General features: G+C 68.1%; 8 protein-coding genes and 2 pseudogenes. 3 read left to right on the forward strand and 7 right to left on the reverse strand.

From position 1 onward, the window contains the following. Nucleotides 1–12: 12 nt before the first annotated feature. The 5 genes and pseudogenes from J2X58_RS15360 to J2X58_RS15380 all read right to left on the reverse strand — a co-directional run. A pseudogene (locus J2X58_RS15360) lies at nt 13–1,197 on the reverse strand (2-isopropylmalate synthase); the annotation flags it as partial. A gap of 360 nt (nt 1,198–1,557) precedes the next feature. Further along, nucleotides 1,558–2,835 carry a threonine synthase gene (gene thrC, locus J2X58_RS15365; RefSeq protein ID WP_310049155.1) on the reverse strand — a complete coding sequence of 426 codons (1,278 nt, stop codon included), beginning with the start codon at nt 2,833–2,835 and terminating at the stop codon, nt 1,558–1,560. A 2-nt stretch (nt 2,836–2,837) separates the two neighbouring features. Further along, a complete protein-coding gene (locus tag J2X58_RS15370; RefSeq protein ID WP_310049157.1) occupies nt 2,838–3,788 on the reverse strand; it encodes a homoserine kinase in 951 nt (316 codons plus the stop codon). Further along, nucleotides 3,782–4,870, reverse strand: coding sequence for a homoserine dehydrogenase (locus J2X58_RS15375; protein WP_254779458.1), 1,089 nt, complete (start codon nt 4,868–4,870; stop codon nt 3,782–3,784). Before J2X58_RS15375 ends, J2X58_RS15370 begins: the two co-directional genes overlap by 7 nt. A 446-nt stretch (nt 4,871–5,316) precedes the next feature. Then, on the reverse strand, nt 5,317–7,308 hold the full coding sequence (locus J2X58_RS15380; RefSeq protein ID WP_310049158.1) for a bifunctional 2',3'-cyclic-nucleotide 2'-phosphodiesterase/3'-nucleotidase: 1,992 nt from the start codon (nt 7,306–7,308) through the stop codon (nt 5,317–5,319). A gap of 243 nt (nt 7,309–7,551) precedes the next feature. Here J2X58_RS15380 and J2X58_RS15385 point away from each other — a divergent pair. From J2X58_RS15385 to J2X58_RS15395, 3 genes and pseudogenes are all read left to right on the forward strand, one after another. After that, a pseudogene (locus tag J2X58_RS15385) lies at nt 7,552–9,753 on the forward strand (TonB-dependent receptor); the annotation flags it as partial. 56 nt (nt 9,754–9,809) lie between these two features. Next, entirely contained in the window at nt 9,810–10,850 is a 1,041-nt protein-coding gene (locus J2X58_RS15390) for a glycerophosphodiester phosphodiesterase (protein WP_310049160.1), read from the forward strand. A 181-nt stretch (nt 10,851–11,031) separates the two neighbouring features. Then, the gene (locus J2X58_RS15395) at nt 11,032–12,543 is read left to right on the forward strand and encodes an amino acid permease (protein ID WP_090058618.1); all 1,512 of its coding nucleotides are present in this window, start codon (nt 11,032–11,034) and stop codon (nt 12,541–12,543) included. Here the strand turns inward: J2X58_RS15395 and J2X58_RS15400 are convergent. After that, nucleotides 12,537–13,598: a hypothetical protein gene (locus J2X58_RS15400; protein WP_310049161.1), complete on the reverse strand. Its 1,062-nt coding sequence runs from the start codon at nt 13,596–13,598 to the stop codon at nt 12,537–12,539. The genes J2X58_RS15395 and J2X58_RS15400 overlap by 7 nt on opposite strands. 25 nt (nt 13,599–13,623) lie before the next feature. Further along, nucleotides 13,624–14,724: a reprolysin-like metallopeptidase gene (locus J2X58_RS15405; protein WP_310049162.1), complete on the reverse strand. Its 1,101-nt coding sequence runs from the start codon at nt 14,722–14,724 to the stop codon at nt 13,624–13,626. Nucleotides 14,725–14,857: the final 133 nt, after the last annotated feature.

Consider the following 14,857-nt stretch of genomic DNA (forward strand, 5'->3'; position numbering starts at 1 on the left):
GGTGTCTTCGTACTCGCGCATCAGTGCGACGAGATCGTCGTTGGTGACCGAGCGCTGGCTGTCCGCCAGCACCTTGAATCGCTCGAACACGGCGTCCAGCGTCGCGTCGTCCATCTCGTAATCGAGCTCGACCAGGCGCTGCCGCAGCGCGTGCCGGCCCGAGTGCTTGCCGAGGACGAGCGAGGTCTTCGCGCCGACGTCCTGCGGACGCATGATTTCGTAGGTGCCGCGGTGCTTGAGCATGCCGTGCTGGTGGATGCCGGATTCGTGCGCGAACGCGTTGTCGCCCACGATGGCCTTGTTGCGAGGTACCGGCTGGCCCGTCACCTCCGCCAGCAGGCGCGACGTCGGGAACAGGCGCTGGGTGACGATGCCCGTGTCGACACGGAACAGCGGCGCGCGCGTGTGCAGCGCCATCACCACTTCCTCGAGCGCCGCGTTGCCCGCGCGCTCGCCGATGCCGTTGATCGTGCACTCGACCTGGCGCGCGCCCGCGCTGATGGCGGCCAGGCTATTGGCCACCGCCATGCCCAGGTCGTCGTGGCAATGCGCGGAGAACACGACCTTGTCCGCGCCGCGCACGTGCTGGCGCAGGTAGGTGAACATGGCGGTGATTTCGGAGGGGGTGACGTAACCGACGGTGTCGGGCGCGTTGAGGACGCTGGCGCCGGCTTCGACGGCGACCGAGAAGATCTCGGCGAGGTATTCCGGCTCGGTGCGCAGCGCGTCTTCGGCGGAAAATTCGACTTCGTGTGCGAGGGCCTTGGCCCGCATGATCGCCGCGGCGGCGATGTCGATGACTTCTTGCTTGCTCTTGCCCAGCTTGTGTTCGCGATGCAGCGGCGACGTGGACAGGAACAGGTGGATCCGTGAATGCCTGGCACCTTCCAGTGCCTTGCCCGCGCTATCGATGTCGGCATTCTGACATCGGGCCAGCGCGGCGACCGTGGGTGTCTTCAGCACCCTGGCGATCTCCGCCACGGCGGCGAAATCGTCGGGTGAGGCCTGCGGAAAACCGGCCTCGATGATGTCGACGCCCAGTTCTTCCAGGGCATGCGCCATGCGCAACTTCGCGCGCCGGTCCATCGAGAAGCCGGGGGCTTGCTCGCCGTCGCGCAAGGTCGTGTCGAAGATGCGCACGCGTCCGCCTACGTCGCTGTCGACGGCGTCGGTGCTGCCCTGGTGTGCTGGATTCATGTCTGGCTCCGCTCGTTGATGAGGCGGGCCGGGCAACAAAAAACCCCGCATCCGTTTCCGGGTGCGGGGTTTTTCGGGAGTCTTCAGGTCGTTTTCTTGCTACCTGGACACTTGCCCTCAGCCCGCACCTCCGCAGGTAATAAGTACAAGGCTAATAAGAAGGAGGCCGCTGCCGAGACGCAGCTTGCCGACCACCGACGTAAGTCGGTTCAGGTCAATGCGGCCAAGGGTGTTGCGCTGCGTCATGTGATCGAACGTAAGGCAGGTCGACGACCCGTGTCAACACTTACGAACGAAACTTTTTCTCGCGAGACGTCCAGACGTCCAAATAATGCGACATGCGGCACGCTTCCATATATCTCACCACGACCGGAGCCAATTCGCGAAAATTCGCGGATCGGCCGTCATCGGTTCGGCCTCGGCGTCGCGCGAGAGCATGGCGGCCAACGCCTCCGGTACGTCGACGGGGTGTCCGACGAGCGGCTCGACGATGGATTCGAACTTGGCCGGATGCGCGGTGGCGGCGATCGTCCACGCGCGGCGGTCGCCCGCCATACGCCGGCGTTCGAACACACGTATGGCCGTGGCCGTATGCGGACAGAACACTTCGCCATCCGCGGCCGCATGGCGGTGGATCACGTCGCGGATGGCTGCGTCGTCGACGCTCTCCGCGGCACCGTTCATGCGTGTGGCGCTCTCGTCGCCGAACAGGTGGCGCAGGCGCTCGAAGTTGCTCGGCGCCCCCACATCCATCGCGTTCGCGATCGTGGGAACCGCGTCACGCGGACGGTAAGGCATGCCGCCGAAGAAGTCGGGCAGTGTTTCGTTGGCGTTACAGGCGAACACCACGTCGCCGATCGGCAGGCCCAGCTCGCGCGCCCACAGGCACGCCACGGCGTTGCCGAGGTTGCCGGTCGGCACGATGGCGTTCATCGGGCCATCCGCCTGCAACGTCGCATGGCCGAAATACGCCATCTGCGGCAGCAGGCGGCCCAGGCTGATGCTGTTGGCGGACGAAAGCGGCACGTCGGCCTGCAGGGCGGCGTCGCCCAGCGCGCCTTTGACCAGCCGCTGGCAGTCGTCGAAGCTGCCTTCCACGCGCAGCGCGCGCACGTTGCCGCCGAAGCTCCCCAACTGATGCGCCTGCCTCGGCGACACGCGGTTGTCGGGGTAGAGGATGGCGACCCGGAAACCGGGCAGGCCATGGAATGCGGCACCGACCGCGGCGCCCGTGTCGCCGGACGTGGCGACGAGGATCGTCAGGGGGCCGTCCGCCGCGCGACGCAGGCGCACGAGGCACGCGGCGAGGAAGCGCGCGCCGAAATCCTTGAACGCGGCGGTCGGTCCGTGGAACAGCTCGAGCACGTGCGCGCCATCGATGCGCAGTTCGCGCCGCGGCGCCGGATGCGCGAAGGCCTCGGCGCAGATGGCGGGCAGCTCGTCGGCGAGCGGATCGCCGGCGAAGAATGGCGCGAGCATGTGCATGGCCGTGTCGGGGAGCGAACCCTCGCCGGCGGGGCGTGACACGCGTGGCATCGCCTCGGGCACGTAGAGGCCGCCATCCGGCGCGAGGCCCGCCGCGATGGCGGCCGACAGTCCGACCGGCGCGGCGACGCCGCGCGTGCTGACATAACGCATCGTCACAGCACCCGGGCGGCGGGGCCGTCGATCGGGGCGACGAGCACGTCGCTCGGGTGACCCGCGGCGAGGAAGGCCGCATGCATGTCGCGCGCGGCGGCGGCGGCGGAATCCCTGTCTTCGAACCAGCCGAAGACGCTCGGTCCGGCGCCGGAGATGCTCGCGCCGAGCGCACCGTGGTCGAGCGCCGCCTGTTTCACCTGCGCGAAGCCGGGGATCAACGGCGCGCGTCGCGGTTCGACGAGCACGTCGGAGAGCCCGTCGCGCACCAGCGCCGCGTCGCCGCGATAGCAGCCGGCGAGCACCATGGCGAGGTTGGCGCTCTGCGCCACGAACTCGCCGAGCGCATAGTGCCCGGCCAGCGCGGCACGGGCCTTGCGCGTCTCCAGCACCACGTGCGGATGCACGAGCGCGCAATGCCATTCGGCGGGAACCGGGATGCGCACGAGGCGGTGCTCCGTGGCGAGCACGAGTCCGCCGAGCAGCATGGGGCCGAGGTTGTCGCCGTGACGGCTGCCGCTGGCGACGACTTCGCCGTCGAGGGCGAAGGGGTAGAGCGCTTCGCGCGGCAGCGGTTCGTCGAGCAGTTCGTTCGCGGCGACGACGGCGGCGACACAGGACGCGGCGGAGCCGCCCATGCCGGAGCCCAGCGCGATGCCTTTATGCAGTGTCAGCTCGAAGCCGAACGGCAACGCGAGCCCGTGCATCATGGACAGCAGCGCGGCGCCGGCGGTGTTCTCGGCGGCGGCCATGGGCAGGTCGGTGATCACGCCATCGATGGCCACGATGCGCACCTCGCGTTCGGCGATGCGACGCACGTCGGCGCGATCGCCGGCACCTTCCACGGTATGGCCGAGGATGTCGAAGCCGATGCCGACGTTGCCGACGCTGGCGTACGCCTCGGCGATGGCGACATCCGCACGGACGAGGGGCGAGGATTGTTCTTTCAGCATGCGCACCGTTTTACTCCCATCGCGCCCGCCACGCGCAGCAGGTCGGTGAATACCGCCGCCGCCGTGACCTCGGGCCCGGCACCCGGCCCCTGGACGACCAGCGCATTGTCGCAGTAACGGCGCGTGGCGAAACGCAGGACGTTGTCCGTCAGCTGGGCGTGTGCGAAGGCATGGTCGCGCGGCACCACCTGCACGCCCACCGAACCGTGGCGGCCGTCGAACCGCGCCACGTGGCGCAGTACACCGCCCGCCATGCGTGCTTCGGCCAGCAGCACCGCCATGGGGCCGTCGAGCGCGGCGAGGCCGGCCATGAAGTCGTCGCGCGACGCATCCGCCAGCGGGGCGGGAACGAGGCTGCGCACGGCGATGTCGTCGAGCGAGAGGGCGACCCCCGCCTCGCGCGCCAGGATGACGAGCTTGCGCGCGACGTCCATGCCGGAAAGATCGTCGCGGGGATCGGGCTCGGTGTAACCCATCGCGTGGGCCTCGCGCACCAGCGCCGAGAACGGCACGGACCCGTCGAACCGGTTGAGCAGCCACGCCAGCGTGCCCGAGAGCATGCCCTCCACCGCCATGAGCTCGTCACCGGTGTCGAGCAGGTCGCGCAGCGTCTGCACCACGGGCAGGCCGGCGCCGACCGTGCCCTCGTAATGAATGCTCGCGCCGCTGGCCGCGGCCGCGGCGCCGATCCGCCGCCAGCGCTCCAGCGGCCCGCTGCCGGCCCGCTTGTTGGGCGTGACTACGTGGATGCCCGCGCCGATCCACCCCGCGTAGTGGTCCGCCACGGCATCGCTGGCGCTGCAGTCCGCGAGCACGGCCGGCTCGCCGTGCTCGCCCGCGACATATGCGGCGAACTCGTCGAGTTCCGCCGGTCGCCAGGTCTGCGCGCCGTGGGTGCGTCCGTTGAGGGCGTCGTCGTCGCAGTCCAGCCACATGTGCCGGCTGTCGCAGACGGCGCGCAGCCGGAGGTCGAGGTGGCAGTCGCGCAGCAGGCGCGGCGCGGCGGCGCGCAGCTGGGCGAGCAGGGCGGTGCCGACCTTGCCGGGCCCCACGATGCCGAGGTTCACGACGAGCGGGGCCACGGCCGCGCGCGCGGGTGCGGCACGTAGCGGTGAGCGGTGGGGAGCGATGGCGATGGACACGGGTCAAGCCTCCGGTGGAAGGCCCGTTCGTCGCGTCAGGTGGGATGTCGGCTGTCGAGGTTCCGGCGCCGGTCCCGTCCTGCGGGAGGTCGGGGCCGGCAGCGACAGGGAACTAAGCGCGCGCGGACTCCGATCCTCCGACCGTGGTAGTGGTCGTGGTTGTCGTCGTCGCGGTGGAAAGGAACGCGGGCGCGCCGGCCATGAGGGCCGGGATGGAACGCAGCGCTGGCGCGTGGTTGGACATGGCCCGACGTTATGCCCGGGTCTCGGGGGCTGTCAAGCGGCCGGATGGCCTAGGGGCTGCTCTCACAGGAGCGGACCCGGTCGCGATGGGTGCTTGCTTCGAGTCTCCATCGCGGCCAGGTCCGTTCCTGCAGGTGGCGCGGTCAGCGCTTCGACAGGTCGATCGCGTACACGGCCGTGCCGTCGCCGTTGTCGCGCAGCTGGCGGATGGGCAGGCCGAGCGACTTCGCCACGTCTTCCTTGCCGCTGGCCGAGGTGAACGTGACGGGACCCTTCGTCTTCACCGGCGCGAAACGCCAGGACGCCTTGTCGACATCCTTGCGCGTCAGCGTCTTCTTTTCCTCCACCCAGTGGATGACGACCTCGCGATTGCCGTCCGGTGCGTTGAGCACGACGTTGTCGCCCTTGAGGCCCGGGAACTCGCCGCCGCCGTTCGCGCGGTAGTTGTTCGTCACGACGATGAAGGGTTGCGACGGCTTGACCGGCTTGCCCTTGAATCGCAGGTCGGAGATGCGCTCGCCTTCCGGCTTCGATACGTCGATGACGTAGGTGATGCCACCCTGCATCTGGTCGAAGTTGTAGCCGGCCATCTTGCCGATCAGCGGCTGCTCGCCGTCCTTCGAAGGATCGATGCGGTTGAAGCGCGACGCGGCCTTCTCGAGCCACGCTTTCACACCCGCGCCGTCGATCTTCACCGCGGCGAGCGTGTTCGGATAGAAGTAGAGATCGGACGCGTTGCGGATCGTCATCGGGCCCTTCGGCACGTCCGTGAAGTCGTCCGGGCCGCCGAAGCCCGTGCGGAACGCCGCCGCCGCAGAAATCACCGGCACGTCCTTCCACTCCGGGTTCGTCCGGGCGAGCGCCTCGCGCGCGTAGTCGATCTGCGCCGCGTTGACCACGGCGAGCGCGCTCATGTTGCCCTCGTCCGCGAAGTAGCTGGTCAGCGCGTGATCGGTCGCGCCGATCGGCGTGTTCACGTAGGCGACGGCGGCGTCGTGCGCCTCCTGCACGAGGGGCGCGATCGTCGGATCGGCGGCGACGCACTCGTTCTTCTTCGGGCAGATCGGGCGTACCTGGCTACGGCTCTTGTCCTTGTCGACCACCCAGCGATCGCCCTCGCGCTTCAGCGTCATGTTGATGACGCCCAGGTCCTTGCCGAAGAAGCCGCCCATCACCGCGGGCACGCCGCGCACGATGCCGCGCTTCGCGTCGACGTCTTTCATGTCGGCGTAGCGGGGGCCGGGAAACTCGGTATGCGAATGGCCGAGCAGGAGCGCGTCGATGCCCGGCACACCGGCGAGGTACCAGCCGCCGTTCTCCATCTGCGGCGTGTACGGCGAGGTGTTCAGGCCGCCATGCAGGATGGCGACGACGAGGTCGGGATGCTGCGCCCGCAGCTCGGGCATGAACCGGTTCGCGGCTTCGACGACGCCGTCGACGGTGACCTTGCCGGCGAGGTTGCGCTTGTCCCAGTCGAGGATCGGCGGCGGCGTGAAGCCGATGATGCCGATCTTCAGCGTGGTGGTGACGGGTTTGCCGTCGACACCCTTGGCCGTGACCGTCTTCGTGACGATCGTCCACGGCTTGAAGATCGGCTTGCCGTCGCGCGCGCTGTAGACGTTGGACAACACGATCGGGAATTTCGGTCCCGCGCACTCTCGGGCGTTCACGCCGTCGACGTTCATCGCGGTGTTCGTCACCTGCGCGAGGAACGGCAGACCGTAGTTGAACTCGTGATTTCCCGCGGTGCCGCCGTCGTAACCGATGGCGTCCATTGCCTTGTAGATCGCGAGCTCGCTGTCGCAGCCGATGGGCTTCACAAGCGCCTGGTAGTCGGCCAGCACGCTGCCCTGGATGGTGTCGCCGCTGTCGAACAGCACCGTGTTCGGGAATTCCTTGCGGGCCTGGCGGATCAGCGTCGCGACCCGCTCGTAGCCGAAGCTGGGGTCGTCCTTCTGCTTGTAGTAGTCGTACGACAGAAGATTCGAGTGGACGTCCGTCGTCTCGAGGATCGCGAGGTCGAGCGTCGCGCCATCCTTCACCCCGGCGGGTGCCGCGGTCTTGCCGGAAGGTGCGCCGGCGCAGGCGGCGAGCAGGGCGGCCGAGAGCGCGGCCAGGGCGAGGGGCTTGAACATGCGGAGGTCCGGTGGGGTTTCGGGGCGAAAACTAGCAGATATGCGGCTGGAAGTGCGACGCGCGTCACTCGCATCGGTGTCTTCTTCCCGCGGTAAAAAAACGTACACACACATCGCGCACGCTCGCCGGCTTCCCTGCCACGCGATTCCCCGATGATCTTCGCCCGCCGCACCCTGTTCCTCGCCCTCGCTTCCGCGCTCGCCCTGCCGACCCACGCCGAAGACGCCACGCCGCCGAAGACCCAGGATCTCGAGGCCGTGTCCGTGATCGGCCAGGGCGAGACACGCCAGGTGCAGCGCATCGTGCCCGACGACCAGAAGGTGCTACCGCCGGGCACCAGCCCGCAGAATATCCTCAACCGGCTGCCTGGCGTTTCCGTGCAGTCGAACGACGCGTTCGGTGCCAACGAGGAGTCGCAGTCGATCACGCTGCGCGGCTTCAACACGACGCGCCTCGGCTACACCCTCGACGGGCTGCCGCTGGGCGACAACGCGTACGGCAACTACAACGGCCTGAACATCTCGCGCGCGCTGATCGCCGAGAACATGGCCACGGTGGAGCTCTCCGAAGGTATCGGCGCGCTCGGCACGGCATCCACCAGCAACCTCGGCGGCGCGATCCAGTATTTCTCGGCCGACCCGGCGAAGACGTTCGGCGGCAGGGTCGCGCAGACGTTCGGCAGCGATCACAATCGCCGCACCTACGCACGCATCGACACCGGCGACTACAAGGGCTTCTCGATGTACCTGTCCGGGGTGCACGCGGATGCGGACATGTGGACGCGCCCCGACTCGCCGACGAACACGAAGCAGTTCAACGGCAAGGGCGTGTACGAGTTCGGCGAGGGCAACCGCATCACCGGTTTCGTCGACACCTCGCGCACGAGCCAGGCCGATTACGCGTATCTGTCGAAGAGCGGCCTGCGCCGCGGGCTCGGCTGGGACTGGAACCTCTACGCGCCCGACTGGAACCGCGCCCTGGCGGCGGCGTATTGCGCGCCCGCCTATACGAAGGGCGGCGTGAAGGATCCGCGCTGCGGCTTCTCCGGCGGTGTCGACAACATCGACGACGCCTACTACCAGAGCCGTGCGCTGCGTCGCGACGACCTCTACTACCTCGCGGGCGATTTCGCGGTCGCCGACGCGGCGACGCTGCACACGCAGGTCTACCATCACGAGAACGCGGGGCAGGGGCACTGGTGGTCGCCCGGCCAGAAGTCGTTCCCGGGCACGCCGCAGGAGCTTCCGATCTCCATCCGCAGCACCAACTACACGATCAATCGCAACGGCGCGATCGCATCGCTGTCGTGGGACATCGGGGCCCATCATGTCGAAGGCGGCGTGTGGTACGAGAAGAACGACCACCACGTCGAGCGCAACTTCTACTACATCGATGGCCCGGTCAGCGACGATTACTACCTGAAGAATCCGAATCGCCGCCTCTTCTCGCAGGACTATACGATCACGACGAAACAGGCGTACCTGCAGGACAGCTTCAAGGCGATGGACGACCGGCTCAGCGTCGACATCGGCGTGAAGAGCCCGCACACGACGATGACGGCGCGCGAGCTTCCGGGTGTCGAGAGTCCGTACGCGAACGGCACGCTGAAGGCCGGCAAGTCGCTGCTCCCGCAGGCGGGCCTCGCCTTCCAGCTGGCGCCGGGGCAGGAAGTGTTCCTGTCCTACGCGAAGAACATCGCCGCGTTCCAGGGCGGCGGCGCGGGCGGTCCGCTCTCGGTGTCGCAGGCCGCGTTCGACGGGACGAAGTCCAACCTGAAGCCGGAGGAATCGCGCTCGATCGATGGCGGCTTCCGTAGCGTCGGCGAGGGGTACGAGGCCTCGGTCGCCCTGTACGACGTGAAGTTCGACAACCGCCTGCTTTCCCTCAATCCCTGCCCGAGCATCGAGGTGGGCACGCGACCGGAATGCAACACGGCGTTCGTGAACGTCGGTTCGGTGAGCAGCCGCGGCGCGGAGTTCACCTTCATCTGGAAGCCGGTCCGCGGCTTCGAGTGGTACAACTCGGCCTCGTTCAACCGCTCGACCTACGACGACAATTACGTCGCCAACGGCCAGGTCGTCCCGGTGAAGGACAAGACCACCGTGGACACGCCCAAGCGCATGTTCGCCAGCGAGATCAGCTGGCGCGAGGGACCGTGGTCGGCCAGCCTGCGCGGCAAGTACACCGGCCGCCGCTACTACACCTATACCAACGACCAGGGCGTCGCGGGTGCCACGTCGTTCGATTTCGGGGCAAGCTACGACTTCGGACCCGTCGCGAGCCTGAAGGCCCTGACCCTCGCCCTGAACATCACGAACCTCACCGACCACCGCTACGCGACGAACCTCACGGCGTTCGCCGCGACGGATGCGCAGGGTCGTGCCCTGGCCTTCCATGCGAGCGCGCCGCGGCAGAGCTTCGTCACCCTGACGGCCGATTTCTGATGCGGGGAACTGGTCTATCCTCATGCGCTCTTGCCCTGCTGCTCGGAGCGCTGCCGATGTCCACCCCCGCCGCCACGGCGACGCCCATCGCGTCGAAGGTCCTCGTCATCGGTCATCGCGGCGCGAGCGCGCTGCGTCCCGAGCACACGCTGGCGTCGTACGCGGTGGCGATCGAGGATGGCGCCGACGTCGTGGAGCCCGATCTGGTCTCGACGAAGGACGGCGTCCTGGTGGTGCGCCACGAGAACGAGATCGGGGGCACGACGGATGTCGCGAGCCACCCGGAGTTCGCGGCCCGGCGTACGACGAAGACGGTCGACGGCGTCGCCATCACGGGCTGGTTCACCGAGGACTTCACGCTCGCCGAACTGAAGACGCTGCGCGCTCGCGAGCGCCTGGCGGACATCCGCAAGGCGAACACGGCGTTCGACGGCCAGTTCAGCGTGCCCACGTTCGACGAGATGATCGAATTCGTGGCCGCGGAGGCGTCCGCCCGGCGCCGGATCATCGGCATCATTCCCGAGATCAAGCACTCCACCTATTTCCGCGGCATCGGCCTGCCGATGGAGGACAAGGTACTGGCGACGCTCGCCGCGCACGCTTATACCCGCACGGCGCCCGTCGAGATCCAGTCGTTCGAGGTCGGTAACCTGAAGTACCTCCGTGGCAAGCTGGGCGCGTCGCATCCGAACATCCGGTTGCTGCAGCTCATGGAGGCGGGGGCGGAACATCCCGCCGACGACCCGTCGACGACCTATGCCGCGATGATGAGCCCCGCCGGCCTGAAGGCCATCGCGGCCTACGCGGATGCGATCGGGCCCTCGACGCGCAGCATCATCCCGCTGGGTGCGGATGGCCGGCTCGCCGCGCCGACGACGTTAGTTCGTGATGCCCATACGGCGGGACTCGAGGTGCATCCCTACACGTTCCGTCCCGAGAACCATTTCCTGGCGGCCGACTTCCGCAACGCGGCCAGCGACGCCACGCGCAACGAGGCGGGCTCGGTGGCAGAGATCCGCGCCTACCTCGCCACGGGTATCGATGCGTTCTTCACCGACGATCCGGCGCTGGGGCGCAGGGCCGTCGACGGGCGTTGATCCTTCTCCCGCCCCGTGCCCGCTGCCGCGGGGATCGCCGATGCGATCGGCTCCCACCTTTCGGCTGCCGGCGATTCGGGGCTCCATGAGGCGGACGCCTACACGCTGTGTAAGCGTCCGCCGGGGACAGGGCCAGCCCCTCCCGCTATGATCCCGGGTCAGCCAGCCCAGGGTCATCCTCATGTCGTTAGCCAGGTTCCTCCGCCACAAGTCCGTCGAGCAGTTGCAGGCCGAGGTCGGCCAGCGGAAGGACTTCCGGCGCGTCCTCGGCCTGTGGCAACTGACCGCGATCGGCATCGGCGGCATCATCGGCGTCGGCATCTTCGTGCTGGCCGGACAGCAGGCGGCGCTCAACGCCGGCCCGGCCGTCGCCCTCAGCTTCATCATCGCGGGCTTCGGAAGCGCGTGCGCCGCCCTGTGCTACGCGGAGTTCGCCGGGCTCATCCCGGTAACCGGCAGCGCCTACACCTATGGCTACGCGGTGCTCGGCGAGGGTGCGGCATGGATCATCGGCTGGGATCTGCTGCTGGAGTACGCGCTGGTGGTCGCCGTGGTGGCGATCGGGTGGTCCGGCTACGTGCAGGTGTTGCTCGCCACGGCGGGCGTGCACCTGCCGGAATGGGCGCAGAAGAGCATGAGCGCCGACACCATGAAGTATTACTGGCAGCACGCCATGGGCTCGCTGGGCGTGAGTTACGCGAACCCCGTCGCGGCACCGACCGACGGCCACCGCTTCAACGTCATCGCGGCGGGTATCTCGCTGCTGGTGGCGATCCTGCTCTCAGTCCGCACGGAGTGGGGCGCGCGCCTGAACACGCTCATCGTCGCGATCAAGGTGCTCGGCGTGGCGCTGGTGATCGGCGTGGGCGCGTTCTTCATCAACACGGCGAATTGGCACCCGTTCATCCCGGAACGCATCTTCGACGACAAGGGCGTCGGTCACTTCGGCTGGCATGGCGTGCTCACCGGTGCCAGCGTGGTGTTCTTCGCGGTGTTCGGATACGACACGCTGACCACGGCGGCGGAAGAAGCCCGCAACCCGCAGCGCGACCTTCCGCGCGCCGTGCTGCTCTCGTTGGCGGTCGCGATGGTGCTCTACATCGCCGTCTCGCTCGTGCTGACCGGCATCGTGCCGTATGCGAGCCTGAGCGGCGAGGCGTCCGTTTCGGACGCCTTCAACGCGATCGGCCTGCCGTGGATCAGCAACGTCATCGCCGTCGCCGCCGTGATCGGCGTCATCAGCGTGCTTTTCGCCTTCATGCTCGGCGCTGCACGCATCTGGTTCGCCCTCGCGCGCGACGGCCTGTTGCCCGCGTGGTTCGCCCGCGTGCACCCGCGCTTCGGCACGCCGGCCCGTCCGACGATGATCCTCGGTATCTTCACCGCGATCGTCGCGGGCTTGCTGCCTATCGGCGAAGTGGCCGAGCTGGTCAACATCGGCACGCTTAGCGCCTTCATCCTGATCTGCGCCTCGGTGCTCGTGCTGCGGGTGCGCAAGCCCGGCCTGGAGCGGAAGTTCCGGACGCCGGCGGTGTGGTTCGTCGCGCCGCTCGGCATCCTCTTCTCGCTCGCGCTGATCTGGGGCCTGCCGTGGATCACGTTCGAGCGCTTCGCGATCTGGATGGCTATCGGCCTGATCGTGTACTTCACCTATGGCGTGCGCCACAGCAAGCTCAACGGCGCGAGTCAGTAAACCATTTCGAGACGGCGCTCTCCCTCGTCCGGGAGGGCGCCTGCCATGTACTCGCGCATGCGTCGCTGGTTCTCGGGCGTGTACCGATAGCAGTTCCTCCGCAACGCGTTCGAGTGCGAGTACAGGTTCGTCTCGCACGGCCAGAAGCCGGACCATTCGACGCTGGCGTCCTCGTGCACGCCGCCCAGTGTGTGACCGTATTCGTGCGCGATGACCGTATAGGGTCCATTGAGCGAGGCGACGGCATGGTCGCCGCCGAGCCATGCCCGACCGTAATGGCCCGGCTCGATGGCGTCCGGCGTCAGCAGCATGAACTTGAACCACGAATGGCCCGGGATCGGCATGAGTCCTTCGCGCATCACCAGGCGCTGCGTCGACAGTGTCCAGCGGCCAAGAAGATCCGCATCGTGGCGCGGGATGTCCGTGAGGCCCGGCATGCGGCGCCGGTAGACGGTCTGGACGCGCCTGACCGCCAGGACGCGTCGCATGTCGACGGCCCACCACGCGACGTAGCCGGCGTGGATGTGCTGATCGGAACTGCCTTCGACGTCGTCGTGCACGAACATGTGGAATCCGACCGTCGAAAGTCCCTCGTGCGGGTTCGGCGAGAGTCCGGAGGTCGTCGGCGGCTCGTCGGCGACGGACGCCACCGCTCGCGCCGTCGCCGCGGCGCTTTCGGCGGAACCGTCGCGACGGAGACGATGAGGTCGCTCGGTATCACCTGAGTAACCCGTGATCGACACGCCGGTGGCGTCGGCCACGGTGATGTCCAGGTGGCCGGCCGATCGTACGACGACGGCCGGCTTGCCTTGCCATGTCGCCATGTAATGCGTGCCACGTGTGCCATCGGAAAACGCGGTGTCCAGCCCTTCGACGAGCGAGGTCACCACGAGCTCGCCGCTGCTGGCGTCGCGCGCCTCGGCGTCTCCCGCGGGGAGCGCGACGCGCTGCGGAAGGCCAGCGGCGACGGCCTCGTCGAAAGCGCGGAGCGGACCGGAGGTGCTCGCGAACGCGGGGGCGGCCAGCACCACGGTGCATACCGCGAGGATCTTCAAGGTCGGTGATCCGGACGTGGCCATGTCAGTCCACCAGCGGCAGGCTGAGCGACGACGGGTCGAGAAGCGCCGGACCATCGGCGTGCCGGGAAAGATACGCGCGCATGCGGTCTTCGTTCGCGGCGGTATACCGGTAGCAGTTGGAAAGCACGGCGACGTCGCGAGGGTACAGATTCGTCTCGCAGGGCCAGACATAGGACCACCAGATCGCCGAGTCGTCGTGCACGCCGCCGAGCGTGTGTCCGAACTCGTGCGCGATCACGTTGTATGCGCCGGAAAGCGATGCCATGGCCTGGTCGCCGCCGAGCCACGCGAGGCCGCTCGTGTTCTCCCGCACGGCGTTCTTCGTGACGAGCATGAATTTGTATTCGAACCTGCCCGCCTCGTAGTGCAACTTTCCTCTCGTCGCGTATTCCTGCGCGGCGAGCGTCCATTTCCACATCGACGCCTCGCGTCCATAGGTCAGGTCGGTCATGCCGGGACGGTTCTGAAGGTAGTACGTGCGGAGCCGATAGGCGGGGAGGATGCGCTGCATGTCCGCGATCCACCAGGCGACGTAACGCGCATGGATATGTCGCCGCGACGTGCCGGCCGTGTCGTCGTGGAGGAACATCCAGAACTCCAGCACGGGTGCCGTTCGGGGCTTGCCCGGCGACGTGGCGCTCGTCGCGGTGTCGGCCCGCGCGGTCCGGCCGCTGCCGGATGCGACGGTCGATTCCGGCCCGACCGGTTCGGCGGCCGGGAGCTGGTGTGCCTGTTCGGAATCGTCGCTGTAGCCGACGACGTCGACGCCATCGCCGCGCGGCACGGTGATGTCCACGTGCCCGGTGGAGCGAGTGATCACGGCAGGGTCGCCCTGCCAGGTGCCGACGAACGTCGTCACCGGCTCGCCGTCGGGAAAGCGGACATCGACGTCGAGCGGCGCACGGATGGTAAGGGACGCATCGCCCGCGCGCGCCGTCGCACCTCTCGCGTCGTCGGCGGGTGAGGGCAGGACGACCGTGGCGGGGAAGCCGGCGCGGATCGCGGCGTCGAAGCGATCGAGGACATCGCTCGCCGCCACTGGCGAGCAGGCGAGCGTCGCGATCAGGCAGGCGAGCGAGCTGCGCGAGGGTGTTGCCGTCATGGGGAGATTCCTTTCCCTGCAGGCGTCGTGGCGACGCGGGGCGGGGAAGATAGCTCGCCGCTCACGCGGGAGGGGGCCGGAATCGCGCGCCATGTCGAAACCCTACGCGTCGTGGTGTACCGGCGGAAATCGA

The organism is Luteibacter sp. 3190, assembly GCF_031456385.1.
Lineage (GTDB): Bacteria > Pseudomonadota > Gammaproteobacteria > Xanthomonadales > Rhodanobacteraceae > Luteibacter.

Coding starts and splice junctions, on each gene's coding strand:
- J2X58_RS15390 (WP_310049160.1), top strand. CDS start 9,810: ATGTCCACCCCCGCCGCCACGGCGACGCCCATCGCGTCGAAGGTCCTC.
- J2X58_RS15405 (WP_310049162.1), bottom strand. CDS start 14,724: ATGACGGCAACACCCTCGCGCAGCTCGCTCGCCTGCCTGATCGCGACG.
- thrC (WP_310049155.1), bottom strand. CDS start 2,835: ATGCGTTATGTCAGCACGCGCGGCGTCGCCGCGCCGGTCGGACTGTCG.
- J2X58_RS15380 (WP_310049158.1), bottom strand. CDS start 7,308: ATGTTCAAGCCCCTCGCCCTGGCCGCGCTCTCGGCCGCCCTGCTCGCC.
- J2X58_RS15370 (WP_310049157.1), bottom strand. CDS start 3,788: ATGCTGAAAGAACAATCCTCGCCCCTCGTCCGTGCGGATGTCGCCATC.
- J2X58_RS15395 (WP_090058618.1), top strand. CDS start 11,032: ATGTCGTTAGCCAGGTTCCTCCGCCACAAGTCCGTCGAGCAGTTGCAG.